Source organism: Phyllobacterium sp. (assembly GCF_037994425.1).
Classification (GTDB): Bacteria; Pseudomonadota; Alphaproteobacteria; order Rhizobiales; family Rhizobiaceae; genus Phyllobacterium.
In genome coordinates this window covers 1-26,561 of record NZ_JBBNAM010000024.1, presented here as the reverse complement: position 1 = coordinate 26,561, position 26,561 = coordinate 1, and the positions used below count along the sequence as shown (strand labels likewise).

Annotated in this window: 25 protein-coding genes; 5 read left to right on the top strand and 20 right to left on the bottom strand. The window is 58.6% G+C overall.

Annotated features, from left to right (window positions below):
- Together AAAB35_RS01390 and AAAB35_RS01385 are read right to left on the bottom strand one after the other, a co-directional pair.
- The coding region (locus AAAB35_RS01390; protein WP_340666461.1) for an ABC transporter permease at positions 1-877 on the bottom strand (877 nt) is incomplete at its 3' end.
- A gap of 18 nt (positions 878-895) precedes the next feature.
- Positions 896-2,026 (bottom strand): BMP family ABC transporter substrate-binding protein, encoded by a 1,131-nt coding sequence (locus AAAB35_RS01385; RefSeq protein ID WP_340666460.1) that lies wholly within the window; start codon positions 2,024-2,026, stop codon positions 896-898.
- A gap of 312 nt (positions 2,027-2,338) precedes the next feature.
- Between AAAB35_RS01385 and AAAB35_RS01380 the strand changes: the two genes are divergently transcribed.
- The gene (locus AAAB35_RS01380) at positions 2,339-3,031 is read left to right on the top strand and encodes a GntR family transcriptional regulator (protein WP_340666459.1); all 693 of its coding nucleotides are present in this window, start codon (positions 2,339-2,341) and stop codon (positions 3,029-3,031) included.
- A 371-nt stretch (positions 3,032-3,402) separates the two neighbouring features.
- Here the strand turns inward: AAAB35_RS01380 and AAAB35_RS01375 are convergent, their stop codons facing one another.
- From AAAB35_RS01375 to AAAB35_RS01300, 16 genes are all read right to left on the bottom strand, one after another.
- Positions 3,403-4,311 carry a LysR family transcriptional regulator gene (locus tag AAAB35_RS01375; RefSeq protein WP_340666458.1) on the bottom strand — a complete coding sequence of 303 codons (909 nt, stop codon included), beginning with the start codon at positions 4,309-4,311 and terminating at the stop codon, positions 3,403-3,405.
- Positions 4,312-4,975: 664 nt separating this feature from the next.
- Entirely contained in the window at positions 4,976-5,761 is a 786-nt protein-coding gene (gene fabI, locus AAAB35_RS01370; protein ID WP_340666457.1) for an enoyl-ACP reductase FabI, read from the bottom strand.
- Positions 5,762-5,786: 25 nt separating this feature from the next.
- Complete coding sequence (locus tag AAAB35_RS01365) at positions 5,787-6,965, bottom strand: acetate/propionate family kinase (protein WP_340666456.1); 1,179 nt, start codon at positions 6,963-6,965, stop codon at positions 5,787-5,789.
- Positions 6,966-6,967: 2 nt separating this feature from the next.
- On the bottom strand, positions 6,968-7,927 hold the full coding sequence (locus AAAB35_RS01360) for a phosphate acetyltransferase (protein WP_340666455.1): 960 nt from the start codon (positions 7,925-7,927) through the stop codon (positions 6,968-6,970).
- Positions 7,928-7,951: 24 nt separating this feature from the next.
- A complete protein-coding gene (locus AAAB35_RS01355; RefSeq protein WP_340666454.1) occupies positions 7,952-10,186 on the bottom strand; it encodes a DUF3141 domain-containing protein in 2,235 nt (744 codons plus the stop codon).
- 336 nt (positions 10,187-10,522) lie between these two features.
- Complete coding sequence (locus AAAB35_RS01350) at positions 10,523-11,770, bottom strand: Zn-dependent hydrolase (RefSeq protein ID WP_340666453.1); 1,248 nt, start codon at positions 11,768-11,770, stop codon at positions 10,523-10,525.
- Positions 11,767-12,609: a BtpA/SgcQ family protein gene (locus AAAB35_RS01345; protein WP_340666452.1), complete on the bottom strand. Its 843-nt coding sequence runs from the start codon at positions 12,607-12,609 to the stop codon at positions 11,767-11,769. The genes AAAB35_RS01350 and AAAB35_RS01345 overlap by 4 nt, the downstream gene beginning before the upstream one ends.
- Entirely contained in the window at positions 12,606-13,520 is a 915-nt protein-coding gene (locus AAAB35_RS01340; protein WP_340666451.1) for a ribokinase, read from the bottom strand. Before AAAB35_RS01340 ends, AAAB35_RS01345 begins: the two co-directional genes overlap by 4 nt.
- A gap of 3 nt (positions 13,521-13,523) precedes the next feature.
- Positions 13,524-14,294, bottom strand: a complete 771-nt coding sequence (locus AAAB35_RS01335; protein ID WP_340666450.1) for a glutamine amidotransferase — start codon at positions 14,292-14,294, stop codon at positions 13,524-13,526.
- Positions 14,295-14,310: 16 nt separating this feature from the next.
- Positions 14,311-15,417 carry a phosphotriesterase-related protein gene (locus tag AAAB35_RS01330; protein WP_340666449.1) on the bottom strand — a complete coding sequence of 369 codons (1,107 nt, stop codon included), beginning with the start codon at positions 15,415-15,417 and terminating at the stop codon, positions 14,311-14,313.
- On the bottom strand, positions 15,418-16,356 hold the full coding sequence (locus AAAB35_RS01325; protein ID WP_340666464.1) for an ABC transporter permease: 939 nt from the start codon (positions 16,354-16,356) through the stop codon (positions 15,418-15,420).
- 89 nt (positions 16,357-16,445) lie between these two features.
- Positions 16,446-17,246 (bottom strand): ATP-binding cassette domain-containing protein, encoded by an 801-nt coding sequence (locus tag AAAB35_RS01320; protein WP_340666463.1) that lies wholly within the window; start codon positions 17,244-17,246, stop codon positions 16,446-16,448.
- A gap of 94 nt (positions 17,247-17,340) precedes the next feature.
- Entirely contained in the window at positions 17,341-18,279 is a 939-nt protein-coding gene (locus tag AAAB35_RS01315) for a substrate-binding domain-containing protein (RefSeq protein ID WP_340666448.1), read from the bottom strand.
- A 170-nt stretch (positions 18,280-18,449) separates the two neighbouring features.
- Entirely contained in the window at positions 18,450-19,070 is a 621-nt protein-coding gene (locus AAAB35_RS01310; RefSeq protein ID WP_340666447.1) for a cupin domain-containing protein, read from the bottom strand.
- Between the two features lie 123 nt (positions 19,071-19,193).
- Positions 19,194-20,408, bottom strand: coding sequence for an arsenite efflux MFS transporter ArsK (arsK, locus tag AAAB35_RS01305; RefSeq protein ID WP_340666446.1), 1,215 nt, complete (start codon positions 20,406-20,408; stop codon positions 19,194-19,196).
- Between the two features lie 62 nt (positions 20,409-20,470).
- Positions 20,471-20,800 carry a metalloregulator ArsR/SmtB family transcription factor gene (locus tag AAAB35_RS01300; protein ID WP_340666445.1) on the bottom strand — a complete coding sequence of 110 codons (330 nt, stop codon included), beginning with the start codon at positions 20,798-20,800 and terminating at the stop codon, positions 20,471-20,473.
- Between the two features lie 46 nt (positions 20,801-20,846).
- Between AAAB35_RS01300 and AAAB35_RS01295 the strand changes: the two genes are divergently transcribed.
- From AAAB35_RS01295 to AAAB35_RS01280, 4 genes are all read left to right on the top strand, one after another.
- On the top strand, positions 20,847-21,374 hold the full coding sequence (locus AAAB35_RS01295) for a DUF6428 family protein (RefSeq protein ID WP_340666444.1): 528 nt from the start codon (positions 20,847-20,849) through the stop codon (positions 21,372-21,374).
- A 130-nt stretch (positions 21,375-21,504) separates the two neighbouring features.
- Positions 21,505-22,404: a PhnD/SsuA/transferrin family substrate-binding protein gene (locus tag AAAB35_RS01290; protein WP_340666443.1), complete on the top strand. Its 900-nt coding sequence runs from the start codon at positions 21,505-21,507 to the stop codon at positions 22,402-22,404.
- On the top strand, positions 22,404-23,855 hold the full coding sequence (locus tag AAAB35_RS01285; protein ID WP_340666442.1) for a HAMP domain-containing sensor histidine kinase: 1,452 nt from the start codon (positions 22,404-22,406) through the stop codon (positions 23,853-23,855). The genes AAAB35_RS01290 and AAAB35_RS01285 overlap by 1 nt, the downstream gene beginning before the upstream one ends.
- Positions 23,845-25,173, top strand: a complete 1,329-nt coding sequence (locus AAAB35_RS01280; RefSeq protein ID WP_340666462.1) for a sigma-54 dependent transcriptional regulator — start codon at positions 23,845-23,847, stop codon at positions 25,171-25,173. Before AAAB35_RS01285 ends, AAAB35_RS01280 begins: the two co-directional genes overlap by 11 nt.
- 135 nt (positions 25,174-25,308) lie before the next feature.
- Here AAAB35_RS01280 and AAAB35_RS01275 read toward each other — a convergent pair whose 3' ends face one another.
- Both AAAB35_RS01275 and AAAB35_RS01270 read right to left on the bottom strand, forming a co-directional pair.
- The gene (locus AAAB35_RS01275; RefSeq protein WP_340666441.1) at positions 25,309-26,136 is read right to left on the bottom strand and encodes a methyltransferase domain-containing protein; all 828 of its coding nucleotides are present in this window, start codon (positions 26,134-26,136) and stop codon (positions 25,309-25,311) included.
- Between the two features lie 59 nt (positions 26,137-26,195).
- The coding region (locus AAAB35_RS01270) for a gamma-glutamylcyclotransferase (RefSeq protein ID WP_340666440.1) at positions 26,196-26,561 on the bottom strand (366 nt) is incomplete at its 5' end.

Below are 26,561 nucleotides of genomic sequence, written 5' to 3'. Positions count from 1 at the left end.
GCGAGCCATTGGCGCTGCCCTGAACGGCTGCGACCTCGATCATACCAGCAAGACCGGCAAAACTTCCCGCGAGCGCCGTGAAGCCGACGATCAGCCGGCCAACGGGCAAACCCTGTATCTGTGCGGCCCGCACATTTCCGCCGGCGATGCGTGCTGCAAATCCAAAACTTGTGGCCTCAATAAGCACCCATGAAACGATGCAGGCCACGACACCGATCGCAAGGCCCCAATTGACATCCATGCCAGGCATATTGCCGAGCATGTAGTGCGCGGGCAGGGGCGTGGTGGAGGGCTTGTTAAGGCTGGCGGGATCGCGAAGCGGACCCTCGATGAACTGGTTCATGAGCGCGATGGCGATATAGGCCATCAGCAATGAGGCGATCGTCTCGTTGACACCGCGATAATAGCGCAGCACACCGGTAAACCCGATCCAGACGCCGCCCATGACCATACCAGCCAACGCCATCAGAGGAAGAACAATGATTGGCGGCAAAACGCCGGTCAGGGGCAGTGCCGCCGCTGCAGCGCAGACACCGCCAAGAACAACCGCGCCTTCGCCGCCTATGATCACCAGGCCCAGCCGCGCAGGGAGCGCAACACACAGCGCCGTCAGGAGGAGTGGCGCTGCGCGACTGAGGCTGTTCTGAACCGAAAACCAGCTGCCAAAACCGCCAAAATACATGAGTTTGAAGAGGTCTGCCGGCGATTTGCCGACGGCCATAATGAAGATCGAAAAGAGCGCCATACCCGCAAGGACGGCGCCCAGTGAGATTACGACCGGCTCTGCCCGGCGCGCCAGCCACTCAAGGATGGAACGAATGGATCCTGCGTGACCGGAAAATGGAGTGAGTGATGGAACGTTCGCTTCGATCGCCATGACGCTCTGCCCACTTCTTCAAGACGTCGAACCGACAACACCTTCGACGAGATACGCCATGCTTTCCAGTTCGATCGCGTCTTCGGCGAAGGCCTTTCCGGCAGCAACAGCTTCGCCGCCTTTGTTGTCCTGAATTGGTCCTTTGAACACCGAGAAATTGCCGGTCATCATGTCCGCAAGGGTCACGTCGAATTTCTTGCGGGCTTCATCGGAAACGCCAGGTCCAAGCGGGCTCATTTTCACGAAGCCATCCTTCAGTCCGCCCCGGACGAAATTGCCGAGCTTTTCGCCAGCCTGTGCCTTCTTGACGAAATCGGAATAGACATTGCCCCACGCCCATTCGGCGCCCGTAAGATATCTTTCCGGAGCCAGCGGGCTTTGATTGGCATGATAACCGCACACGAACGCGCCACGCCCGGCTGCGGTTTCGACAACCACCTTCGGGCTATCAACATGGCAAGTGATGACATCGGCCCCTTGGTCAATTAGCGCATTGGTGGCTTCGGCTTCCTTCACGGCCAACGACCATTCGCCGGTGAAAATCACCTGGCAGGTGATCGACGGATCAACCGATCGTGCGCCAATCAGGAACGAATTGATATTCTGCAGGACTTGGGGAATCGGCTTGGCGGCAACGAAGCCGAGCTTCTTGCTCTTGGACGCGTAACCGGCGGTGATGCCATTCAGATATTGGCCCTGCCCGATGTACCCGAAATAGGAACCGGTATTCATCGGATTTTTCCCGTCCTGCCATAGGCCACCGCAATGGCGGAATTGTACATCTGGATATTTCTTTGCCATTTCCAACATGTGGGGGTCGAAGTAGCCGAACGAAGTGGGGAAGACGAGACTAGCTCCGTCGAGATTGATCATCGACTCCATCGTCTTTTGAACATCGACGGTTTCCGGAACGTTCTCTTCCTCGACGACCGTGACACCCGACAACGCCTTGATAACTTTGGCACCTTCTGCGTGCGCCTGGTTGTAACCAAAATCATCTTTTGGACCCACATAGATGAAGCCGACCGTGAGAGGGTTGTCGGCTCGGGCAGCGTCTACAAGAAAGGAGGGCGCAAGGCCTATGGCAGCGGCACCTCCGACTGTCGATTTGAGGAAACGGCGGCGATTCATGGGCAAGAGTCTGGTCATTGCGAGCTCCTCGCGGCGGATGCCGATTTTAGTTAGGTCACGAGAAACTGTATGCACGATTCATGCCAAAGATTAAGGTATTGTTTTCGAACGATATTTTCGACTATTGCTCTGTCAATTGGACAAACTGCATGCACTAATCGACAATTATGACTGTTTTTTAGGCGTTGTTAAAAAAATGATCCCAGTATCTCGCACAGTTATAAGGCAAAAACGGCATGAATTCTTTTGTTGAGTAGATTTATCGCCTGTTTCGCAGAGATTCCGGCAATGGTTGACATCAGCGAGCAAGCCATTACATCTGTATGCACTATGCAGATTCGAAGCGCGAAGCTGGCGAGAAAAAAAGAGATAATTCGGTCGGGAACCACCGTTGAGCAGATGGTGCGTTCAATTGCCGATCTGATAATTACCGGTGCCATGCACCCTGGGGAACGGCTCGACGAAATTTCGCTGGCCAATCGTTTTGAGGTTTCCAGAACCCCGGTGCGCGAGGCCTTGAGCCAACTCTGTGCCAGCGGCCTTGTCTGCCGGCAGCCTAACAAAAGCGCGATCGTCACCAATGTGACGCAGAAGCATCTTGCATCCATGTTCGAGGCCATGGCCGAGCTGGAGGCAGTTTGCGCCCGCCTTTCGGCTGAGCGGATGACGGTCGATGAACGTCGCATGCTTGATGCCGAACACACGGCGTCGGCGCGCCTCGTTTACAGCCGCTGCGAGGACGAATACGAAGCGCACAATATCGAATTTCACACGCGCCTTTATCGGGGTGCGCATAGTGAGCACCTGGCGGAACTCGCCAATCAGACCCGAGCAAGGCTTGCACCGTTCCGCCGTGCGCAGTTTCGCATCCCCGGCAGGTTGGCACGGTCCTATCAAGAACACGACGTGGTCGTTACGGCGATACTTCGGGCAGATGGTCCTGCAGCGAGCCTTGCCGCCTATACCCATGTTTCCATTGTCAGTACCGCCAGCACGGTTTTTGCAGACACAGGCACCGATTAAGCCATCGCGACCGGACTCCCGGAACGTCGGCCTATGGTCCGAGCGGTCACGGCGATTGTTGACATTGGCACGGACGCGGAACGTGAGGCCGAAAGGGATCAGCCGAGAACGATCCCTTTTAAGGCATTTTCGCCGGTTAAGGCAGGGGCGCCGCTTGACGCCGCTAACCATCGGGCCCTCTTCACACCGCCACGGGTTTTTGACGACCTACGGCTGCAGCCCGCGGCAGGCAACGCAATAATGAAGCCGGTCGCGTGCCGGAACCAATCCATTTCCTCATCCCAGACCCCGGGCCTCGTTCCGTCATGACGCGGTCCCATATCAAGGCAGATGTTCGGCGAATTTTCGCACGACGAGCCTCCAAACACCCATCACGACACGTCATACTGCTGCGCCAGTGAGGCGGAAAGCTGGTCGGCGAAACGGGCGGCGGCCACCGGCAGGGTGCGGCCCTTGAGTTGGCCGACATAGAGCATGCCAGCGGGCACGTCGCGCGGGTCGAGCGGCCGGGAGATCATGTCACCGGTCATCGTCTGGTGGGACAGGCCAATTGGGAAATGGAAGGTGATTATATCTTCCGCGATTGCTTGGTTGCGCAGGAATTCGAAGCTGTCGGACTGAATCACCGGCTCCAGCTGCAGCGATGACGCTTGCGCCCCGATGTCGAGCAGGTAGCGCACGCCGTAAGCTGATGTGGGAAGCGCGATTGGATAGTCGAGGCAAGCGCGCAACCGCACCGTTTCGTGAGAGGCCAGCGGATGATCCGGCCGCATGACCGCATGCACCGACTGGTGCACCCGCATGAGCGTCATGAAAGCAGCCAGCCGCGCCGGCTCGTAGACGATGGCGATGTCAGCCGTGTGATCGACCAACGCACGCTCGGCCTCCTCCCGGTCGCGCAGGTGCACCCCGAAGGTCACATTCGGATGTTCCTTGCGGTAGAGTGCGATCTGGATCGGCAGATGGTAGGGCAATAGCGCCTGGCTGCAGGCGATCGCCACGTGGCCGAGCCGGGCGCCAGCAAGGTCGGCAATCTGCGATTTCACGTGCTCCATATCGGATAACTGGTTGCGCATGTGATGCACCAGAAGCTCGCCAGCGCTGGACAATCGCACGCCGTGCGGCAGTCGCTCGAAAATCGCAACGCCGAGTTCGGCCTCCATCGCCAATATACGGCGATTAAGCGCCGTCGAAGTTATGGCGAGCGACTCCGCGGCGGCGCGGATTGACCCGGTCTTGGCAACCACGGTGATATAGTGAGCGGAGTTAAGATAACGCATCGGTAGCCTCCGCATCACCGCTGCAATTTTTGCAGCAGGTTGAAGAAAACATAGCACCAGACAGCAGCACCGTCGTCGGTATAATCCATCCCGCCAGTATAAACAGCCAAGGTGGCAATATCTCTAAGCGACGTTGATTGTCTAAAAACAAGGAAAGATAAAATTTTGTCTTTCTTCCAATTCTTCCATTTTAATTCAACACGTCAAGGAGCAAACCATGTATTGTCTATCAATTGGAAGCTTGGCTTCACTCGTATTTCTTGTGATTGCTAACGTCTCGGCTATTGCCGCCGAACAACGCAGCGACATGTCCGTGTCATCGGGCCTGCCGGGTTATGCGCATCAACGTAGCGTGACTTCCAACACCAACATCGATGACAGTGTCCTAGCAGACGCCAGCGAGCGTAAAAGCTGCGAGTCGAATTGCGCACAGGTCTCCAGTATGTGCAAGACCAGCAGGGCCAGGGACTGTGGCCAAGAATACAACACCTGTTCCTGGACATGCGGCTTTGTGCGGCAATAACCATGGCCGAGAATAAGGGAGACATGACTGCACCCTCCATGCTCGCACTTCGCCCGACATCATCTCGTCAAAACTACGCGTCTCAATTCAAACTGCTCCTGCGTCCGGCCATTCCAGCGGCCAGTCGCTGGGGCATGTTGGTCAATCGATGATATGGTAGCCTCCGTCGACATAGAGCACCTGTCCAGTGATGAGGCGCGCGGCGTCGTGTGCGAGAAAGGCGGTGGCAATGCCAACATCGTCGATGCCGATAAGTTCGCGGGCGGGCGCCTTCGATTTGGTTTTTTCAAGAAGTTCATCGAATTCGGGTATCCCCGAGGCCGCACGGGTCGCAAGGGCGCCCGGCGAGATGGCATGCACCCTTATTCCTTTTGGTCCAAGTTCGGCGGCGAGATAACGCACGGCGCTCTCGAGGGCGGCCTTCGCCACGCCCATGATGTTGTAGTTCTCTACGACCATCTGCGAGCCGTAATAGGTCATCGTAAAGAGTGTCCCGCCGTTTTTCATGAGCGGCTCGGCAAAATGAGCCATGCGGATGAAGGACCAACAGGAGATATCCATTGTCGTCAAAAAACCCTCGCGAGGCACGTCAACGACGCGGCCGCCGAGCGTGTCCCTGGGCGAAAAGGCGATGGAATGGACAACGAAATCGAGTTCACCCCACGTGCTTTCAATGCGCTCGAACACCGCCTCGAGCTCACCGGCAACGGACATGTCCATCGGCATGAAGATCGGCGCCCCCACTTCGCGAGCGAGCGGCTCGACGTGTGGCTTTGCCTTTTCGTTTAGATAGGTGACCGCAAGCTCGGCGCCGAAAGCGTGAAAGGCGCGGGCGCACCCCCAGGCAATCGAACGATCATTCGCGATGCCAACGATCAACCCTTTCTTGCCCTTGAGAAGCTGCGCATTGATGAGCGGAATCGACATGGATTGCTTCTTTCCCGTGAAATCTTCAGGACGCTTTTATCAGCGCAAGCGTATGGCGTGCGATCATCAGTTCCTCATCCGTCGGCAGAACGTAAATTGCAATTCGGCTCGTTGGCGTGGAAATCAGCGTCTCGCCCGCCTCGTTGGCCGCAGCGTCGAGTTCGGCGCCGAGCCAGGCTAGCCGTTCGCTGATGCGGGCGCGGATTAAGGGCGAGTTCTCCCCGACGCCGGCCGTAAAGACAAACGCGTCAAGCCCTCCAAGTGCGGCGGCAAGCATGCCGGCACTCAGTGCGCAGCGGTGGATGAAGTGATTGATCGCAAGGGCCGAACGCGGGTCGTGACTGGCAAGAAGATCGCGCATGTCGCCGGAGACGCCTGAAAGCCCCTTCAGACCGGACGTCCTGTAGAGAAGGTCCGTCACTTCTCCCACGGTCATGCCTTTTTGCCCGATCAAGTATAACACGACACCCGGATCCATCTGCCCCGGCCGGGTGCTCATCGGCAAGCCATCGAGTGCAGTAAAGCCCATCGTTGTCTCGAGGCTGTGATCCCCGTTCAACGCGCACATCGACGCGCCGCTGCCGAGATGGGCAACGATGACGCGACGCTCGCCAAGATCGGGCGCCACATCGCGCAGCCGGCCGGCGATATACTCATAGGACAGTCCATGAAATCCGTACCGTCGCACGCCGTCCTCGTAAAACGCGAAGGGCAAGGCGTAGCAATCGGTGAATTGCTCATGGCCGCGATGGAAGGCCGTATCGAAGCAGGCGACCTGCGGGACACCCGGATCGATCTCCATCGCAAGCCGGATAGGCGCGAGGTTGTTTGGCTGGTGGAGCGGCGCGAGTTCCTGGAGCACTGAGAGCCGGTCGAGGATATCAGGCGTGATTAGTATCGGCTTTGAAAAATCCGGGCCGCCGTGGACGACCCGATGACCGATGGCCCGGAGCGTGAACCCTTCGAGCGTCTGCAGAAAGGTCCGCATTTCAGCGATCGCCGCCGGCAAAGTGTCGACTTGTTCAGGCGTATAGCGCTGATCGACCAAGACGGCTCCGTCAGCCGCACTCGTCTGAAGCCGGGGCCTTGTGCCGATACCATCGACCTGACCGCGAATGGAGTGCCTGGGGCCAGCCTTGGTGATCTCGAAAATCTGGAATTTCAGGCTCGATGAGCCGGCGTTGACCACAAGGATTGCGTCCATGGTCAGGCCACCACCTGCGCTATACGGCGCCGCGCAGCGGCGTAGAGCGTCGCCACCGCGCACGATGCGAGACGGCTGCGCACCGAGTCTGCACGCGATGTCAAAATGATCGGCACACGCGCGCCAAGCACAATCCCCGCGGCATCCGCGTGAGCCAGAAATGTCAGGTTCTTGGCCAGCATATTGCCCGCCTCAAGGTCCGGCACGACGATGATCTGCGCACGACCTGCCACCGGGGAGGTCAATCCCTTGATTCGAGCCGCCTCGGGACTTATCGCATTGTCGAACGCGAGCGGTCCATCAAGCAATCCGTTGGTGATCTGGCCGCGCTCGGCCATCTTGCACAGCGCTGCGGCGTCGATGGTCGACGGTATTTTTGTCGTCACGGTCTCGACCGCCGAAACAATCGCCACCCGCGGCGGCTGACCAAGCCCGATCATCGTCCACAGGTCGATTGCATTTTGTACGATGTCGCGTTTGACATCGAGGTCAGGCGTGATGTTGATCGCCGCGTCGGTGATGAAGAGCGTGTCGGCGTGACCGGGCACATCCATCACGAAAACATGGCTGATGCGCCGTTCAGTGCGCAGGCCAGTGGCCGAGGCCGTTACCTCGCGCATCAGTTCGTCCGTATGCAGGCTGCCTTTCATAAGGAGCTCGCCATGTCCTTCTCGTATCAAGGCGACTGCGCGCGCTGCAGCGGCGTGGCTATGGGGAACGTCGACGATGTCGGCCTCTTTCAGGTCAAGGTCATTGTCGGCGGCAACCGCCCGCATTTTTGCTGCAGGCCCCACGAGGACAGGAACGATCAGGCCGCTTTCGGCAGCTTCAAGAGCGCCCCGCAACGAGGTCTCGTCGCAGGCGTGCGCCACGATCGTGACGGCAGGTCCAACGTCCCGCGCAGCTGCAATCAGGCGATCGTATTTGGACGGCTCAAGTGTCGGCGTGGCGAGGTCAGTCACTCCAAAAGCTCCCCTTTTTTTCCTTCACGATACGCTGCGAACACGCGCGGCCTTGCTTGCGGGGCTAACGACGGGATTGCTGTCAACGCCCTCCCTGTCGAGGCTGAACAGCTCGGCCACGCGTTCGAGGCGTTCGGATGCAGCCTCCTGCAACGCGCCCGATGAGTCCAGTATCTCACGAAGCAACTCGAAGGCTTTTCGGCGCTCATCAATGTCTGCCGGCAGCAGTGCGGGAATTGCACCAAGGGCCGCAGGCTCGTCGATGAGCAGAATGAAGTACTGTTCGCGGATCAGCGTCTTGAACTCGGCCAGCGTCAACCGACCGGCGCCATCATGACTTTGCCGGATCCTGCGGATCGCCTCGAAACCGCGCTCATCGGCCCTGCCACGCGCCAACGCCACAAAGATGAGGGATCGTGCAAGGCCTTCCAACAGGCCACCTTGCATTATCTTCGCTTTGAGGGCAGCGATCCGGGTCTCCAAGAGTGTACTGCTCAGGTGATTTTTTAAAGCCTTGCGCGGTGGGCGGCGCGAGGCTGGATCGATGCCAAGAGCGGCTTGTAGCGGAGCTGCGCCGTAAACAACGCGGAATGTTGCTTCCGCCAGCCGCTCCGATATTTTCCGCCAGCCGTCCAGCCCATCTAAGATTTGCCGCGACATCTGCTCCTGAAAGATGAGGAAAGGATTGTCCGCTTCCACGGTACGACGGTTTTTTCGCACCAGTTCTGCTTCGCCTTCAACCCAGGCCAGCAAAGGATTGCGTGGGCTGAACATTTCGTAACTCAGGCGCAAGGGATGGAGTTGCCGCATCGCCTCGGCCCCTTGCGGTGTCACGGCCGCCCGAACAAAGGGCTGGGCAAAGATGCGGTAACACGAAAGATTAATGTCCGACAGCTGCGCGGCCGCCGCGAAGCGGTGTTCGTCCTCGATTTCGTTGCCGCCAAGGGCGCGGATGTCGTCCAGCGTGCGCGCTTCGCAGCGCATGACCCACTGACCTGTCACGAGCTCCGGATGCTCAACGGCCTCGCCCCTTGGCTCCAGAATGGCTTCGTAGAGGCCGGGAGGTAACACATCAATCAAATCGATGTTGGACGCAAATTCGTCGTGCTCCTTGCGGGCGACGCCGGCCGAGACGAAGATCCCGAGGTGACCGATCGTTTCGTGGACCGTATAGATGATGGTCTGACCAAGAGAGCGGATCTCATCGACGCTGTCATAGAGATCGAGAATCCAATCGAGCGCCTGCTGCGGCGGCGTGATGTTGTCACCCTTGGAGCAGAAGATCAGGATTGGCGATCGGATGTTGCGCAGGTCGATCGCCGTGCCGGTGGAGGTACTTATCTGTCCACAAGCAAGCTTGTTGCCGATAAAAAGCTCGTCGACGATGAATTGCATTTCTTCTGCGTTCAACGTGACATGCCCGCCCCACCAGCGCTCGAAGCCAAGATAGCGTTCGGCTTCGGTATCGATCCTGGAATAGAGGTTGTACTGCTTGCTCCACAGGGTATTGGCGGGGTTCTGGTTCTCGAAGTTCTGCACAAGCCATGCCCCATCGAACTTTCCAGCGCCGAGATCACCGGTCAGTGCCGTCAGCCAGCTTCCGCCCAAAAGGCCACCTGAATAGCGCATGGGGTATTGGCCCTTCACGCCGGCCCAATAGGAAAGCGGTGTCCCGGCGATGATAATCGGCCCGAACAAATCCGGCCGCAGGGAAGCAAGCATCATCACGGCCCAGCCTGCCTGACAATTTCCAATGACGCATGGCTTTCCGTCGGCTTCAAGATGACGTGCGATGACCATTTCCAGAAACATCGCCTGCGCGTGGATGATATCCTCGATCGTCTGTCCCGGGACGGGTTCCGGCAGGAAACCGACGAAGTAACAAGCATGCCCTGCCTTCATCGCCACGCCGATTTCGCTGTCGGCCTTGAACCCGCCTATGCCCGGCCCATGGCCGGCGCGTGGGTCAACGACGACAAATGGACGTTTGCGCCCGTCGATAGCCACGCCTGGCGGCGGGACGATGCGGACCAGCGCGTAATTCACCGGCCGGGCAAAGCTGCGCCCATCGCACAAAAGCTCTGCTTCATAGTCAAGCACATGTGGGGCGGTGCGCGCTGCCTGCTCCTCGTACTGGGCGCCGCGCCGCCTCATGACATCGAGGAAGAGAATGGAGCGTTGCCATGCATCCGTCCAATAGGTGGTCAGCGGGTTATCAAAGATCGCTGTGTTCGTGACGCTGGAAAGCTCTGACAGCATGTCCACTCCTTTATAGAGGTATGGGAGCAAGCCTTGGCAATGGCGGCGCTCGTCCCTGTTGTCATTGGGCCCAAGCAATGCAAAACATCCCCCCGGCGGGTAAGCAAATTTCCGCATCAAGAGCAGATTTTTCATGCACCCCCGAAGACACCACAGAATAGTGCCCGCAAGTATCGTTTGTGTGACATCACAATAACAGGAACAAACCACAAAGCCAGACAACGGTCCGACCGAATCGACATTTTGGGACCGTCAGCGAAATTGATGCGTTCTCAAATTGAGAATTGGCTGTTTTGTCGATCGCCCAGGGTCGATCCGGCGAGCCGGTCCCGATCTTCAGGAAATACCAAGAGCGATGAGCGTCGATTGCAGGAGCACCTGCGCGCCCAGTTTCGCATGCTCCGGCTCAACATATTCTGCCTCGTTATGGCTGAGGCCATCGCGGCACGGCACGAAGATCATCGCAGCGTCCGTAACGCGTGCCAGGAAGAGCGCGTCGTGGAACGCACCCGACAGCATCGGTTTATGGGCAATGCCGGTGCGTGACGCCGCCTCTTCGACAGCGCTAAGCAGGCGCGGCGAAAACTCTGCAGGCGGCATGTCAAAGGTGCGGCGGACAGTCGCCGCGCAGCCGGCAGCCGCGGCCTTTTTCTCGCAGGTGTCTTTAACATAGGATTCGAGCCTTGAAAGTTCCTGCACATCCGGGTGGCGCAGGTCGACGCTAAACGAGACCTTGCCGGGAATGGCATTGATTGAGGCTGGTTCCACCGCAATACGGCCGATCGTCAGCCGCGCCCTGTCGTCATGCGGCATGATCGACGCATAGAGCGCCTGCATGGCATCGGTCGCGGCAACAAGCGGGTCGCGGCGGAATGCCAATTGCGTGGTGCCGGCGTGCGCGGTCTGACCGGTGATCACGACCTCAAGCCAGCGCGTGCCCTGAATCCCGTGGACGACCCCAATCGGGATATGCTCGCGCTCAAGCGTAGGGCCCTGTTCGATATGAAGCTCAATATAGCCTGACACCGGAGTGCCGAGCGGTCGCATCGACGCCTCAGGCAGGGCTGCCAGCGTATCTGCAAGTTCGTCCTTGAGCGCCTTGCCGTCCTGCGAGCACGCGTTTGCCCATTCGGCCGGAACCGCATGGGCAGCAAAGGCCATGGAACCCATGGCACCCGGTGAAAAGCGGCTACCTTCCTCATTGGTCCAGGCGACAACCTCCATGGCAGAAGGTGTCGAGATGCCCGCATCCTCAAGGGTTTCCAGAACCTCGAAGGCGCAGAGCGTGCCAAGGGCTCCGTCATAACGCCCACCCATCGGCTGGCTGTCGAGATGGCTGCCGATCAGGAATGGCGGCAGGTCCTTCGAGCGGCCCTCACGGCGGATGAAGAGATTTGCCATCGGGTCCTGGAATATCGAAAAACCGCGGGCCACCGCGCATTGCGCAAGGGCCGCGCGGGCTGCCCGGTCTTCAGGTGAAAGCGCCTGGCGGTTGACGCCGCCGCCCGGCGTTGCGCCAATCCGGGCGAATTGCTCCAGCCTTGTGAGCAGGCGCTCACCGTCAACCTTTAAGGCTGCGGTCATCGCTTGAGGCCGGCAATAAAGGCGCTGACGCGCGCCGGATCGACCTGGTTCCACCAGACGCCGTCATATTTGAGTGAACTTGCCACGATGACACCGTCGACGATGCCAAGTATATCGTTGGCATTGTCGGGCGTAACGCCACTGCCAACAAGGGTGGGAAGTCCCGAAGCCTCCTTGATCATGCGAATATAGGCAAGGTCGGCGGCATGACCGGTCCGCTGGCCCGTTGCGATCACCGCATCGGCATCGAAGAAGACAAGGTCCTTGACCTGTTCCTCCACTGGGCGATCGGCAACGATCGCATGGGCGCCATGCTTGACGTGGGCATCGGCGAAAATACGGATGCCCTTGGCGCGAAGCTGCGCGCGATAGCGCATGGCACGGGCGGATTCACCCTCGATGAAACCTTCATTGGCGACATAGGCATTGGCCCACTGGTTGACGCGAACAAACCCGGCACCGGCCGCGCTAGCGATGGCAAGCGCCGGAATGGCGGCATTGGCAAGCACGTTGATGCCAATGGGGCAGCCGAGCTCACGGCGAATCCGGTCCGAGATCACCGCCATGTGCGCGGAGGTCTCGTGGCCGATGTCATCAGGCTTGGCGAAGGGCACATCGCCGTGATTTTCAATGATCACGCCATCACAGCCGCCATGGAGATAGGCGCGCGCATCGTCGAGCCCGCGCTGATAGATGGTTTCGACCAGTTCGCCGTCATAGCGCGGGGCGCCCGGCAGCGGCGCCAGATGAACGACGCCGATCACCACCTTGTTCTTTGCGAAAATGGAAACGATGGCATCGCCGGCGCTCTGGCCGATGGGTTTTGATGTATTGCTCATTTTATTTCCATTTCAATGTCTTGGATGAGGGCCGCTATTTCAGGGGCAGTGGGACAGGACTGCAGCGTTCCGGGCCGCGTCACCGAAAGTGCCGATGCTGCGACCGCAACTTTCAAGGCCGCGCTGATGGCGATGTTCCTGGCGATGCATCCGGCCAAGACACCGCAGAAAACATCGCCCGCACCGCTCGTGTCGATCGCCGCAACCCGTGGAGCGTCAACCATCAGGGGGCGGTCAGAGGGGCGCCCAAGGAAGAGACAGCCCCTGTCGCCGAGCGTCACCACAGCAGCGCCTGCTCCCCGCTTCAGGAGCGCCTGCGCGGCAAGGCCGGCATCGGCCGCCCCCGTGATGAGTTCCGCCTCGCCGCGATTGACCACGACGAAATCGGCAGCGCCAAGGTCCGGCACCTTGCCGCCCGCGAGCGGGCTTGGATTGAGAATCGTCCTGCCGCCGTTGCGCCGCGCGGCCTTAAGACACGCGTTGGTCACGCTCAGGCGAAGGTTGCCCTGCATGACCAAAAGGTTGCCTTTTTGGAGCGACGTTAAAAGCTCGGTCATCGCCAGCGGATCGAAGGCACTTGCGCAGGCGACGCTGCTGACGATGAAGTTCTCGCCGGCCGCATCAACGACAATCGTCGAACGGTCGCTTTGAAGGTCAAGCCGTTTCAGAAACCGGGTGTCGATTTCATCCTGCAGCATCGAACGGATGCGCGCTCCGTCAGCATCATCGCCAATTGCGGCCCAAAGTTTTACTGCCGCACCCGTGCGCGCCGCCGCAAGGGCCTGGTTTGCGCCTTTCCCGCCAAGTCCGTCCAAACACGACGTCGCATTGAGCGTTTCGCCAGCGACCGGAAATCGATCGAGACGAAACGTCGTGTCGATGCAGACATTGCCGGCAACGTGCACGTGCATTGATCAATCCCTTGCAATCGCCCAGGCCAGCATCTGTTCGAACAGCGTCTTGTAACCTTTCCAGGCAATGAAATCCGAAGGCAGCCAGTGCGGGCCGACATCGGATGTCCAGGCGAGGGTCCGCCCCTTGCCATAGGTTCCGGTGACAAGCAGCGGCTGCGCGCCGTAATCGGTTGAAACGGTCGCAAGAACCTCGGCGCCATCCTTGACGGTGACCTCGTTATAACCAAGAAGCATTGGCCAATCCTTGCCAAGACCCTTGAGGATCGGGTGCGTCGGCGCGCCGGTGACGATGGGCGTGAACCCCTCCGGCACCTCGATCCGGTCGTCGACCGATAGGCAGGAGACTGGCAACACCTCTTCGACGGGCGTCTTGTGGTAGCGTGCGCCGCCATTGATGCCCTGGAAACTGTAATAACCCCCAAACATCAGGAGCGCGCCGCCGCTGCGGACGTAGTCGCGCAAAAGCCGTAGCCGGTTCGGCGTCGTCTTGGAGTGTATCCACGTATCGGGATGCAAAAGCAGCGTGTTGGCGCCAATATCGGACAGAATGATCGCCTCATAGGCCGACAGTGCCTCGATGGTCTGGGGGAAGTCGCGCTGCGCCTCATGCGCCGGCATGAACGTCACATCGAAATCGCTGTTCTTGAGCGCCTTCAGCAATTCGTCGGCGCCGGTATGGTAGGTGACCGTCGGGAACTGATCAAAACCCTTGATATGGGTGGCGGTCGATACCCAGGACTCGCCGGCAAGAAGAACCTTGTGTTTGGACATGAAAACTCCTTCGGAACTATAGGCGCGAGCGCGCCGCCGCGGCAGAAAAGACAGATTTCGGATTGTCGCTCAACATGCTGTCGATGGTTTGCGCATCGATACCGTGGCGCCTCAGGCGCGGCACGAAATGCTTGAGCACATAGCCATAGCCGAAGCCGCCAAAGCGCGTCAGCATCATCTTGAGGAACACGTCCTGCGACAAGAGCAGCCGGTCCGCAAAGCCCATGTCGACGAGCGAACGGATAGCACGGGCATTTTCTTCGTCGCTCGGCGATTGGGCGTCCTGATCGGCATAGTAGTAATCCATGCCAATCATATCATATTCGAGAAAGGCGCCGCGCCGGGCGAGACTGGCCTGATAATCGAGATCGTCGTGGCTGGGGTTCATGTGGCAAAGCACGGTATGGCCAAGATCGGCGCCTTCTTCCTCGACGATGTCGAGGACGTCATGTGCCAGCCGCTCCCAGCCGGGGAGGTGGATCGACAGGGGAACGCCAGTGATCCGCGAGGCACGGGCCGAGGCGCGCAACGATTTGCGCTCCTCCTTCGTGAAATCCTTGCTGACACCCACCTCACCGATGATGCCCGCCAGGATCTCGGGTTGGCTCTCTCCGCCGCCAACGTCATTGACAAGAAATTCGGTGACGTCATCGATGTCCATCGACTTCAGCCAATGCGGATGTGTGTGCTCAAGATAGAAGCCGGATCCCATGACGATCTTGAGATTGGCCATGCGCGCGATGCGGCGCAGTTTGGCCGGATCACGGCCGATGCCGATATTGGTCGGATCGACAAGCGTGTGCCCGCCAAGGACCTGAAAGCGACGCAGCTCGCTTAAGGCAAGATCGGTGTCGGTCAGCGAAACATTGTCGCGGTTCATATAGGGGTTCATGCGCAGCTCGCCGATGATCTCGATGGAGACCGGCTGTTCGGCGATCGCACGTTCATCCGGATGGCACGGGCATTTCCACGAGCTCGCTCCATCAAGGAGGATATGCTCGTGCATCAACGTCACGCCCATTTCAGCGACCCGCAGCGGACCCTCGACGGTCATGACTGTTCCGGTGTTGACGCCAATCGGGACACTGCCACGTTCGCTCGAATCGAAGTCAAGCCCGGTCATTTACCTGCTCCGGATCGCGCCGCGAAACAGGCGGAAGTTCAGCCAGATCGCGATGAGAATGATGGTGCCGGTAACGATGGGTGTCAGGAACGGCGACATATGGGCAAGGATCAGACCATTGGCGATGACTGCCACGGTCATGGCGCCGAGGACGGTGCCGACGAGCGTGCCCCGACCGCCAAAAAGGCTTGTGCCACCAAGGACGACCGCAGCAATGACTTCAAGTTCGAAGCCTTGCCCGGCATTGGAGGAGCCTGAGCCGAGGCGCGCAGCAAGGATGATGCCGGCCGCAGCTGCTGCGGTGCTTGAGATGACGTAGACCATCAGCGTCGTCAGCCGCGTATCGACGCCGGCGCGGCGCACCGCTTCGGCGTTCGCACCGATACCCGTCACGTAGCGACCAAAGCGCGTCTCATTAAAGGCAAGGTAGGCGACGATCAGCACGGCAAGGGCAATCAGGGCAGGGACTGGTACGCCGAGGAACCACGCCCGGCCGATCACCGTGAACGGATTGGTCGCCTCGACGGGGATCGAATAGCCACCAGTGATAAGAAGGGCGACGCCGCGGATCACCGACAGGCCGGCGAGGGTGACAATAAAGGCGGGGATTCGCTCATAGGCGATAAAGAAACCCTGGATCGCGCCGACGGCAGCACCGAGGAGGAGCATCGCGATGATCGTCACCGGCCAGGGAAGCCCCGCCTGGAGCGAGGCGGCCGATAGCGTTGCCACGAGCGCCAGCACCGAACCTACGGAAAGGTCGATGCCGCCCGTGGTGATGACAAACGTCATGGCCGCGGCAACGATCAGGAGCGGGGCGGACTGCCGCACGATGTTGAGAAGATTGGGCGCCGTCAGAAACGCATCGGTGACGACCGAGAAAAGGAGACAGACGACGAGAAAGAAAATGGCGATGGAAACCACACTGCCATTGGCCATGAAGCGGTCGCGCAGGGTGCTTTCACGAACACGCGCTTGAGTAGCGGCCGGATGCAGCGCTGCATTGTCACCGGAAGTCGATGGATTGCTCATGGGCGTACTCCATTTTCCTGGCTGTGACGGGCCGAACGAGCCTGGAATTTCCGTCCGACGATAAGATTGACCACATCCTCGATACTGGTATCCTCGATGCGCCGTTCGGCAACGTTGCGACCCTCATACATCACCTGGATCCGGTCGCAGACGAGAAACAGATCCTGGAGGCGATGGGTGATGAGGATGACGCTGACGCCGCGCGCTGAGACCGCGCGGATGAGATCAAGCACGGCCTCGACCTCGGCGACCGCGAGCGCGGCCGTGGGTTCATCCATGATCAGCACCGAAGGCTCGAAGGATGCAGCACGGCCGATGGCGATGGACTGGCGCTGACCGCCTGAGAGATTTTCAACCTTAAGACGCGTATCGGCGATGACGATGCCGAGGCGATCAAGCATGGTGCGCGCCTCCTCGTGCATGCGCTTCTTGTCGAGAAACGGAACGCCGAGAACGGTGCGGCGCGGCTCGCGACCCAGGAAGATATTGCCGGCGACATCGACCGTGTCGCACAGCGAAAGGTCCTGGTAGACCATTTCCACATGTTCAGAGCGGGCATCGGCGGGCGAGGAAAACGAAACCGTCTTGCCGTCGATCTCGATGCTGCCAGCGTCAGGAATGACGGCGCCGGAAAGTACCTTGCTCAACGTCGACTTGCCGGCACCGTTGTCGCCAACGAGGCCGAGGACCTCGCCGGGCTTCAATGTCAGCGACACGTTGTCGAGCGTCTGGATGGTATTATACCGCTTGGATATGCCGGTCATGCGGACCCGGTATGTTTCGCTGTCAACAGTCATCGCAATACCGCCGGTTGCTAATGCATTCTTGTCAGGCGCAGCGGCCTGTCCGATGGGGCGCGGCATGTGCGGCCGCGCCCGCGCATGTCATGTCCTATTTGAACATGCCGCGGAACTGATCAACGTTGTCCTTGGTAACGATCGTTACCGGAACGTTGATGATCGGGTCGATCTTCTCGCCTTTCTTGAGCTTGACGAGTGCCTCAACCGCGGTCTTGCCTTCGCCGGCGGGATCCTGCTGCACGACGGCCGTGACCCAGCCCGCGTCAATGCCTTCGACCGCCTGCTTGGTCAGATCCCATCCGAAAACCTTGACGTCGCCGGTGCGCCCCTGGCTCGTCACCGCCGAGACGGCACCCACGAGTGCTGGTTCGCCCGTTGCATAGAGCGTGGTCATGTCGGGATTGGCGGTCATCAGGTTTTCGGCGGCCGTCAAGGCGACGTCCTGCACGTTCTGGCCGTCAACCGTGTCGAGGAAGGTGACTTTCTGGCCACTGTCGGCAACGGCCTTCTTGAAGCCATCAAGGCGCTGGTTCTGGATGAATGAATTGAGCGCGCCGATAACCCCGATCTTGGCGGTGCCGCTCATATTGGTCTTGACGTAGTCGGCATAGAACTTGCCGATATCGGCGCCAGCCTTGGTGTTGTCGACACCGACGAAGGCGACGTTGTCACCATCGGGAATCTGCGCGTCGATGGCGATCACCGGAATGCCGGCGTTCTTTGCTGCCGTGATCGCCGGCTTGACACCGTTGACGTCAATGGCGACGAGAATGATGCCATCAACCTTCTGCGTGATATAATTTTCCACGGCGTCGTTCTGCGCGCTTGGAACGTTGTTTGCATTGAAGATCACAAGCTTGGCGCCAGCGGCATCGGCTGCCTTCTGCGCACCCTCATTGATCTGGTTGAAGAACAGCGCCTGCTGGTTGATTGTGACAAGCGCAAAGGTATCGGCGAAGGCGGAGGAGCCCACGGCGATCGTGATGGCAACGGCTGCTGCGCAGCCTGAAAGCAATTTGGTAAGACGCATTCCCATTCCCCTTTTTTCTGATTGAATGGCCCGGACGGGCGCCACGTAAAACTGAACGCAAGTCATAATTCAAGAGACTTGAATGCATGTCAAGTCATTTGAAACTTTGAAAATTTCACTTCCGGAAAAGACCGTTAAGTATCAGTTTTATTTAGGCCAACCCGATTAACCTAGAACGTCGCCGGTGTGTTGACCCAAAAAATACTCGCCCTCTCACTGCCAATGTTCCGGTAGTGGTGCGGCAAGTCGGAATTGAAAACGAAAGAATCGCCCTCGCTCAGCTGAAACTGGCGTTCGCCGACGATGAGTTCAACCTTGCCGCAAAGCACATATCCAACCTCCTCGCCGGCATGCTGGATCGGCCCGGCGCTCGCGCCATCCTTTTCAATGTGGTGGATATTACACTGTAAGAGATGACCCTGCGAATAGGGGATGATCCGCTCCAGCGAGATGCCTTCGCCGCGCCGAAGCGGATCAAGCGCGATGAGTGGGCGCGTTCCGGCACGAAAGACGATGCCTTCTTCGCCGTCGGATTCTTCGAACATCCAGCCGATATTGGTCTCAAGAACCTGGACGAGACGGTGGAGCATGGGCAGGGAGGGCGAGGCCTTCCCATTCTCGATCTTGGACAAGAGGCTTTCCGAACAGTTCGCAGCCTCGGCAAGCGCCTTGAGGGTAAAGCCGCGCGTCTGGCGCGCAAGTTTTAGCCGCGTACCGAGCCGAGAAGGATTCGTGTCGGCGATCTCCCGTGCATTGTTGCGGGTCTGCTTGTCCAGTTCGATCTTGTTCATGTGCCTAGCCGTGACCTTGGGTCCTCGCCATACATTCGCGCTCATGCGGGCACAATGCAAGGTCTTCCGAATTCAGAATTGATATGGCGTCAACGACACTCCAGTACGAGCGGCGACTCCACATTATGAAGGTTCCTGGACCAAGACACGTTGCATCGCACGACCGATTGCAGCGAAGAAGATCACCGCCAGCAGCCCGAGTCCAGCAAAGATCGCCAGAGTGACCTCGACGCCCACATGTTGCATCATGAACGCGAACACAAAGGGTGCTGCCGATGAAGTCACCAGACGGACTACAGTCGCCTTGCCGACACGCCGTCCATAACCATTGCTGCCGAACAAGGCGAGGGGAAGCGTACCCTGCACGATGCTCGCGAGGCCGGCTCCCAGGCCGAATATGACGGCGAACGCAGTCGCTCCCGGAATCCATGTGCTGCCGAGCAGCACGGCAATCGAAATGGGGACCAGCAGGCCCGAAATGAGTGCCAATCCCAAGGCCGGAATTTTGTTACCACTCAGCATGCTGAGGAGACGGCTGGCCACCTGGGCCGGTCCGAACAGCGTGCCAATCAAGACGCTCGTACCGCCCAAACCCAATGCAGTCAGCATGGGCAACATGTGGATCAGAATGGCAGCGTCGACGAAGCTGAGGAGGGCAATACCCGCCACCATGAGCACAAACGCCGATTGCCGACGCTCGGCGGGGAGGCTTCCCTCGACGATATTCTGACTGGCTGTTGCACCATGATCGACCCGCTTCGGATTTCTCGACAATCTCGCCAGCCAGAAGTGAAGAGGCAGGCAGACAAGGAGATGGACCGCTGCAAAGACAAAATAGACCTCCTGCCACGATAGGCGTTCGTGCAATGCGGATGTCAACGGCCAGAAGATTGTGGACGCGAATCCTGCGATCAAGGTGAGGTGCGTGATGCTTCGGTGCGCCTTCCCAGAGTCGAACTGAACAAGAAGCGCAAAAGCCGCATTGTAGAGAACAAAAGTGGAGGCAAGCTCGATGGCCATCAACCCGGCAGAAAACGCAATCGGTCCTGGGGCCAGCGCGCAGGCGGCAAGGGCGATCGCTGCGCAAATTGAGCCGAAAGCCATGACGGTCCCCGCGCCATGCCTGTCGATCCAATTGCCAACGAACGGTGCCACCAAGCCACCCGCCAAGAGTGAAATTGAAAATGCTCCGAACATCCATTCGGGGGGCCAGCCAAAATCTCTGGCCATCGAAGCGGCGAGGCCGCTGAAACTGTAATAGAGCGTTCCATAGCCGATGATCTGGGTCAGGCCGAGCGCTGCAACCACGAGACGACCCTGATGAGAAGGACCGGACATTTGGGAGTTCCTGTCTTCAGAAGCTATAGAGATTGGGCCACCGGATTGGGCTTTGGGGCTTTCTACATTTCGCAGGTTTCGGCACAGGCTTTCGCGCTGGGATTGCACTGACCTTGGCAGCAATCTTTCATAAGGAACTCGATGAGGCCGGAAAGAGCGGGATAGACCGCGCTATAGATGATCGAGCGTGCCTCGCGGCGTGACTGGATCAATCCGGCACGTTCGAGATGGCTTAGGTGAAACGAGATCTTGGAGGACGACGCACCCATGGCCTCACCCACAGCGCCGGCGGGCATCCCGTCTGGCCCGGCGATCACAAGGAGGCGCACGATCCGTAGGCGGGTTTCCTGGGAGAGTGACGCGAAGGCATCGAGAGCTTGCATTTCGTTCATGATTATCTCAATATCTCAAAAGATGTTGAAATGAGGATAGACGATCATGAACTCGGTTACCAGTCCTTCGATTATTGATTTTCAGGCTGACGCGTCGCTCCAAGCCGTCTTGAGCGCCTTGGAACCGCACGAAGATAAGTCCTTCGTCCTTGAATATGGCGGACGAACGATCCAGCCGGGATACCACGTCACCGAAGTGAAGGCGGGATCGTTCGTCACACTCGATTGCGGCGGCAATCCTGATCAATGGCATGAAACCATCCTCCAGGTTGAAGACCTGCCCTCCGAAGAAGGACGCGATTTCATGCAGGTGCGCAAGTTCCGTGGGATTCTCGCTCACGTCGCGACCAGGATCGAACTCAATGCGGACGCCCGTCTGACATTCGAGGTGGGAACCCCGGACACGCCCATGCAGGTCTTTGACGTGAATACGCTGGCTGTCGAGGCCAATCGCGTTGTGCTGGCGCTTGTTGCACGTCCCGCCATCTGCAAGCCGAGACATCGCGCGGCAAAAGAGGCTGACGCTGCGTCCTGTTGTGGGTCCGCAGCGAAAAACTCGGGATGTTGTTCCTGAGTTCGCCTATTTGCCGGGTGCTATGGATACACCGCTGAAACCGTGAATGTGTGGTTTAAACAAATCGAGCGAAATGATCGCCTGTTTCAGATAATGTAGCCTCGGGAACGGTTTGCTTCAGGGAGGAAGCATGGAACCGATAGATCCAGCACGACGACTGGACGGTTCGTTGCTCGCCAGGCGCACGCTTCTGTTGGGGGCGGCGGCGGGCATCGCAACGTTGGCCTGTCCGTCCGTACCGAGAGCGCAAGGCGAGACCTTTCGTTTCGGTCTAACGCCTGTGTTTCTCTCAAACGATCTGGAGCTTCTGGGAAAGCTGCGGCTGTACCTGGCCACAAAACTTGATGTGCCTGTCGAACTGGTCAGCCGCAGGACCTATCAGGAAATCACCGCCCTCCTGGTGTCGGGACAAATTCACTCTGCGTGGATCTGCGGTTATCCCTTCGTTCAGTTCCGTTCGGCCCTGGACCTTGTTGCCACTCCAGTCTGGCAGGAGAAACCCCTGTATCAATCGTATCTCATTACTGCAGCCGACCGGGATATTGACGATTGGAGACAACTGCGTGGAGACATCCATGCGTATTCCGACCCCGACTCGAATTCGGGATACCTGGTGACCCAGGCGCTCCTGATCGAAGGCGGATTGGCGAAGGAAACCTTCTTTTCGCGCTATTTCTTCACTTATGGCCACCGGAATGTGATCCGGGCGGTGGCGCGGGGCCTTGCGCAATCCGGCAGCGTCGACGGATACGTGTGGGAGGTCATGCGACGACTTGAACCGGACTTGGTGGACCAGACGAAAATCGTGAGACGCTCCGAATGGCTTGGCTTCCCGCCCATCGCTTCCCCAAAAATACTGGCCTCGGACACGCGGATATCCAAGCTCGGCAGCGCCCTGGTGGACATGAAACTTGATGTTGAAGGACGTGCCATCCTGGCAATGTTGCAGCTCGACGGCTTTGCAGTCGAGGATGAGAAACTATTTGATGACATTGCTGCCAAGGTAGCGATCCTAAGATCGGCAACGTGATGAACGGGATTGGCATCTTCAAAGCGAGCCGCGTTTCCTTGAGGGTTCCGCTGCTCGTTGCCTTGTTGATGATCGTTATCAGTGTGGCGATTTCGGACCGGGTTCTCAGTCGGCTGTCGGAAATGCAGGAGAGCAATCTCCAAGGTCTGGTGGACAGTTATCTCGACGGGTTGAGTGCTTCCATCTTGCCGTCGATGATGCGCGGCGACATCTGGGAAGTGTTTGATGTGCTCGACCGCTCCGCATCGAGCTACGCATCGCTTGATTTGAAGGAAACGATCGTCACGGGGGCGGACGGAAATGTCATCGCGTCCAACCGTCCCAAGAACCGGCCGTCATTCTCAAAACTGGCACCTGATTTTTTGAGCAGGTTTGGTTCGGCGAACGTCGTCGTCAATCAAGACACGATGGAGGGTTTTGCCCGGCGCGATCTCGTTTATCAAGGCCAGCGTGTGGGGACCATCTATACGATCCTCGACGTATCCCACCTGTTGGCCGAGCGCCGAAACGTTCTGGTGACGTTGCTGATCACCAACGGCGTCCTGGCATGTCTTTTCGCGGCTGGAGGGTTTTGGCTTGTGAGCTTCATGATCCGACCGATGAAAATACTGGAAAGCCACATGCGCAATTCATCGGGAGGGTTGATCAACCTGATCGACAGCAAAGAAATACCCAAAGGTGATTACGAAGTTTCAAGCCTTTTCCATCGCTTCAACGAGTTGGTGCAATCCGAACATGAGCAACGGGAGTTCGCTCGCCGTCTGGCCGAAGAGGAGAAACTGGCGAGCTTGGGACGGTTGTCGTCGTCGATGGCCCATGAAATCAACAATCCGCTCGGAGGTCTGTTCAACGCCATCGACACCTTGAAGACGCATGGTTCCAAGCCGGGTGTTCGCGAAGCGTCGCTGGTTTTGATCGAACGGGGCCTCATCGGGATCAGGGATGTGGTCAAGGCGATGCTCGCTACCTACAAGTACGAACGTTCCCAAACAAGGCTCACGCGCGATGATCTGTACGACATACAGATTTTGGCCATGCCCGAGTTGAACCGCAAGCAGCAGCACCTGGATTGGAACGTCGATTTCGACGAGACATTTTCCATTCCCGCCGGGCCAATCCGGCAGGCGGTGCTCAACCTGATCTTGAACGCCATCACAGCCACGCCGGAACGTGGGACCGTGTCACTCGCAGTACGTTCGGCGACGGATACCCTGCAAATTGAAGTCGCCGACGAAGGGCCGGGAATGAGCGATGCTCTAGCCGCCATGCTGACCCAGCTCGAGCTCCGCAGCCAAATGAATCCTGGACACGGGCTAGGGCTATGGGTGGTGCGGCAAATCTTGATTGAACTCGGGGGATCAGCCGCCATCGAGCCTCGTTCGTCCGGCGGCACTGTCGTCCGCCTGGTTTTCCGCAAACAGGAAGTGGTTTCCCATGCAAATGCTGCCTGATTTTGCCCGAATTGGGCTTGTTGAAGATGATCCAATCATGGGCGAGTCGATTGTCCAGCGACTGGAACTCGAAGGCTGGAACGTGACTTGGTGGAGATCGGGCAACGAGGCCATTGCAGCAATCGAGACCCATCCACTGGCGCTGGACCTCGTTGTTTGCGACATCCTGCTTCCCGATGTATCCGGCGAGGCAGTTTTTCAAAGTCTGTCGAAGCTGTCGGGGACGCCACCCTTCTTGTTCATCACAGGCTATGGTGAAATCGACCAGGCGGTGCGGCTGATGCGCTACGGTGCTGTGGATTTCATGACGAAGCCGTTCGTGATGGACGACTTCCTCAAGCGCATCGGCAGCGGGTGCCGGGCTCAACATTCCGCAGCGGAACCGACCGCTCTCGGCATCAGCGCGGCGATGCAAAATGTGGCCAGTATTTTGAGCCGCTATGCCGCCAACGACCTTCCCGTCCTCATCACCGGAGAAACAGGTGTCGGCAAAGAGGTGGCCGCGCGTTTTCTTCACAATGTCTCTTCGCACGCCAACGAGCCGTTCATGGCAGTGAACTGCGCTGCCATCCCGGCCGATCTGATGGAAAGCGAACTGTTCGGTCACGAGAAAGGGGCCTTTACGGGCGCGACCCAGCGCCACCTGGGTTATGCCGAGCGCGCCGGGAAGGGGACGCTGTTCCTCGACGAAATCGGCGATATGTCTGCAGCGCTTCAATCCAAGCTACTACGGTTGATTGAACAAAAGGCATTCACGCGTGTGGGCGGCGAGGCGACGGTGCATTTCAACGCGCGAATTGTGTCTGCGACCCATCGCACCTTGAACGCCAAACCATCCGAGAACCATTTCCGCGACGATCTCTATTTCAGGATATCAGTCCTTCCCGTGGAGATTCCTCCATTGCGGGAACGCGCGGACGACATCATCGGATTGATGGATCACTTCCTTGATGAGGCAACCCAACGAACTGACACTGATATCCGCGGCTTCAGCTCCCTGGCTGAGGACGCAGCCATCTCTCATCCGTGGCCCGGAAACGTGCGCGAACTGCGCAATCGGGTTGAACGGGCCGCAGCTCTGGCTCGCGGTGAATGGATCATGCCGGCGGACCTGTTTCCGGAGGGCGGTGACGCAAAGACACCGACGGGCTTCACTCCCTTGGCCGACGTCCGGGATGCGGCCGAGAAGCGACAGATCGAGCGGGCCCTCGACCAAACGGGCGGCCAGATTTCGAAAGCCGCAAGCTTGCTTGCCATTTCGAGAACGACATTGTGGGAAAAGATGGCCCGCTTTGGAATGGTTCCGAAGGAGCGCTAGCAAATGCCCAACCTCATTGCCGTTTACTGATCATCGGTAACTGCCGAGGAGTGGGGTCCGCGAAGTGTATTTCTGCTATGCCCGCCGATTGTGGACATTCCCCATTCGGACGCAAACGATATTAGGCAACCTGCCTCAACCCTTATCTGCGACGTAGAGAAATCGCGACAGCTTACCTCCACTGGCAAGATCGGCGGTCACCGCCAGAAAGGTCTGCCGCTTTGCGAACCATTCGGCTCCTTCTTCTTCTTGCAAGGCTTTCGATCGAGCGTGTCTCGCCGCATGCAGGCGGTGTGCTATGTCAGCCGTGGCACCGGTCGTATCCTCGCATTTTCGCAGTCGGAAGCCCGCATTGACAATGGCCGCCTCATTTAACCCCCGTGGGACGAAAACAAACTCGCCTTGAGAGGCACGAACGTCCAGTTCTTGCTTGGATACCGCACCAGTCAAGACGGCAGCGTCCGTGAACAGCAGGCGACCACCTGGCTTAAGGAGCCGGAACCAGTCGGCAAGCAGCGCAAATCGATCTTTGAGGTGAAGCACCGCATCGATGCAGACCACCACGTCAAAGGTATTCCCATTGAAAGGCAGCGGCTGACTGCAGTCAGCGATTACAAACTCAACGCCAACGTCCAATCCCATTGCAAGGGCTCGATGTTTGGCCTCCGTGATGCCTTCGGGCTCAATATCCACCCCTGTGAGGCGGCAACCAGCCGAGAGAACGACTGCCAGCGATGGTCCCCCGGATCCGCACCCGATGTCGAGGAGGTGGGCGTTCGGCCGCTCGGCGACGAGCGCAGTGATCTTGTCCTGCTCTTCAAGCGTTCGCCAGCCCACCTGCCCGATATCCTCGCCGTAAACCTCTTGCCTGATCTCGGCGGCGAGTGGGCTTCCGAACCGTGCATATTGCGCATGGTAGAAAGCGTATCGGGAACCTTCTTTGGTCTGCGGCTTCTCTTTCATACCGTGGTGCTCCAGTGGACCCCCAGATCATCATAGGCCTTCGTTCAAGATTTGACGATCTAAGGGCTAGCTATCCCGCTCTTGCGATCGATCTGCTGCGCTACGAGCGCTTGAAGCCGCCACAGATTGCGGTCCTGAATGCCTTTTGCCTCGAGGTGCGTCACAGTGTTGAGTAGATATTCTGCCCCTGAACCCACGTGACCACATGCTTGAGCCAAAACATCCGCAACAACTTCGAGAGAGAGATTTCCTGCGTAGAGCGGTGAAGCGCGGTTCATGACAAAGCCCAAGGCTGGGGTTAAGCCAGAGGTCGTCTCGACCGTGATCCAGCGCGGCGTGCTGTTAACAGGTTTGTACTTGAACTCGCGCCGAAACAGTTTCCCGAATTGCCCTTCCAGGTCATTCTTCAGTAGCTCGTACAGGAT

What these genes read in the sequence shown, in the direction of transcription:
- AAAB35_RS01350 (WP_340666453.1), bottom strand. Translation starts at nt 11,770, where the DNA reads ATGACCGCAGCCTTAAAGGTTGACGGTGAGCGCCTGCTCACAAGGCTG.
- AAAB35_RS01380 (WP_340666459.1), top strand. Translation starts at nt 2,339, where the DNA reads ATGCAGATTCGAAGCGCGAAGCTGGCGAGAAAAAAAGAGATAATTCGG.
- fabI (WP_340666457.1), bottom strand. Translation starts at nt 5,761, where the DNA reads ATGTCGATTCCGCTCATCAATGCGCAGCTTCTCAAGGGCAAGAAAGGG.
- AAAB35_RS01365 (WP_340666456.1), bottom strand. Translation starts at nt 6,965, where the DNA reads ATGGACGCAATCCTTGTGGTCAACGCCGGCTCATCGAGCCTGAAATTC.
- AAAB35_RS01375 (WP_340666458.1), bottom strand. Translation starts at nt 4,311, where the DNA reads ATGCGTTATCTTAACTCCGCTCACTATATCACCGTGGTTGCCAAGACC.
- arsK (WP_340666446.1), bottom strand. Translation starts at nt 20,408, where the DNA reads ATGTCCGGTCCTTCTCATCAGGGTCGTCTCGTGGTTGCAGCGCTCGGC.
- AAAB35_RS01320 (WP_340666463.1), bottom strand. Translation starts at nt 17,246, where the DNA reads ATGACTGTTGACAGCGAAACATACCGGGTCCGCATGACCGGCATATCC.
- AAAB35_RS01310 (WP_340666447.1), bottom strand. Translation starts at nt 19,070, where the DNA reads ATGAACAAGATCGAACTGGACAAGCAGACCCGCAACAATGCACGGGAG.
- AAAB35_RS01335 (WP_340666450.1), bottom strand. Translation starts at nt 14,294, where the DNA reads ATGTCCAAACACAAGGTTCTTCTTGCCGGCGAGTCCTGGGTATCGACC.
- AAAB35_RS01280 (WP_340666462.1), top strand. Translation starts at nt 23,845, where the DNA reads ATGCTGCCTGATTTTGCCCGAATTGGGCTTGTTGAAGATGATCCAATC.
- AAAB35_RS01345 (WP_340666452.1), bottom strand. Translation starts at nt 12,609, where the DNA reads ATGAGCAATACATCAAAACCCATCGGCCAGAGCGCCGGCGATGCCATC.
- AAAB35_RS01325 (WP_340666464.1), bottom strand. Translation starts at nt 16,356, where the DNA reads ATGGCCAATGGCAGTGTGGTTTCCATCGCCATTTTCTTTCTCGTCGTC.
- AAAB35_RS01355 (WP_340666454.1), bottom strand. Translation starts at nt 10,186, where the DNA reads ATGCTGTCAGAGCTTTCCAGCGTCACGAACACAGCGATCTTTGATAAC.
- AAAB35_RS01340 (WP_340666451.1), bottom strand. Translation starts at nt 13,520, where the DNA reads ATGCACGTGCACGTTGCCGGCAATGTCTGCATCGACACGACGTTTCGT.
- AAAB35_RS01330 (WP_340666449.1), bottom strand. Translation starts at nt 15,417, where the DNA reads ATGACCGGGCTTGACTTCGATTCGAGCGAACGTGGCAGTGTCCCGATT.
- AAAB35_RS01300 (WP_340666445.1), bottom strand. Translation starts at nt 20,800, where the DNA reads ATGAACGAAATGCAAGCTCTCGATGCCTTCGCGTCACTCTCCCAGGAA.
- AAAB35_RS01275 (WP_340666441.1), bottom strand. Translation starts at nt 26,136, where the DNA reads ATGAAAGAGAAGCCGCAGACCAAAGAAGGTTCCCGATACGCTTTCTAC.
- AAAB35_RS01290 (WP_340666443.1), top strand. Translation starts at nt 21,505, where the DNA reads ATGGAACCGATAGATCCAGCACGACGACTGGACGGTTCGTTGCTCGCC.
- AAAB35_RS01285 (WP_340666442.1), top strand. Translation starts at nt 22,404, where the DNA reads ATGAACGGGATTGGCATCTTCAAAGCGAGCCGCGTTTCCTTGAGGGTT.
- AAAB35_RS01385 (WP_340666460.1), bottom strand. Translation starts at nt 2,026, where the DNA reads ATGACCAGACTCTTGCCCATGAATCGCCGCCGTTTCCTCAAATCGACA.
- AAAB35_RS01295 (WP_340666444.1), top strand. Translation starts at nt 20,847, where the DNA reads ATGAACTCGGTTACCAGTCCTTCGATTATTGATTTTCAGGCTGACGCG.
- AAAB35_RS01315 (WP_340666448.1), bottom strand. Translation starts at nt 18,279, where the DNA reads ATGCGTCTTACCAAATTGCTTTCAGGCTGCGCAGCAGCCGTTGCCATC.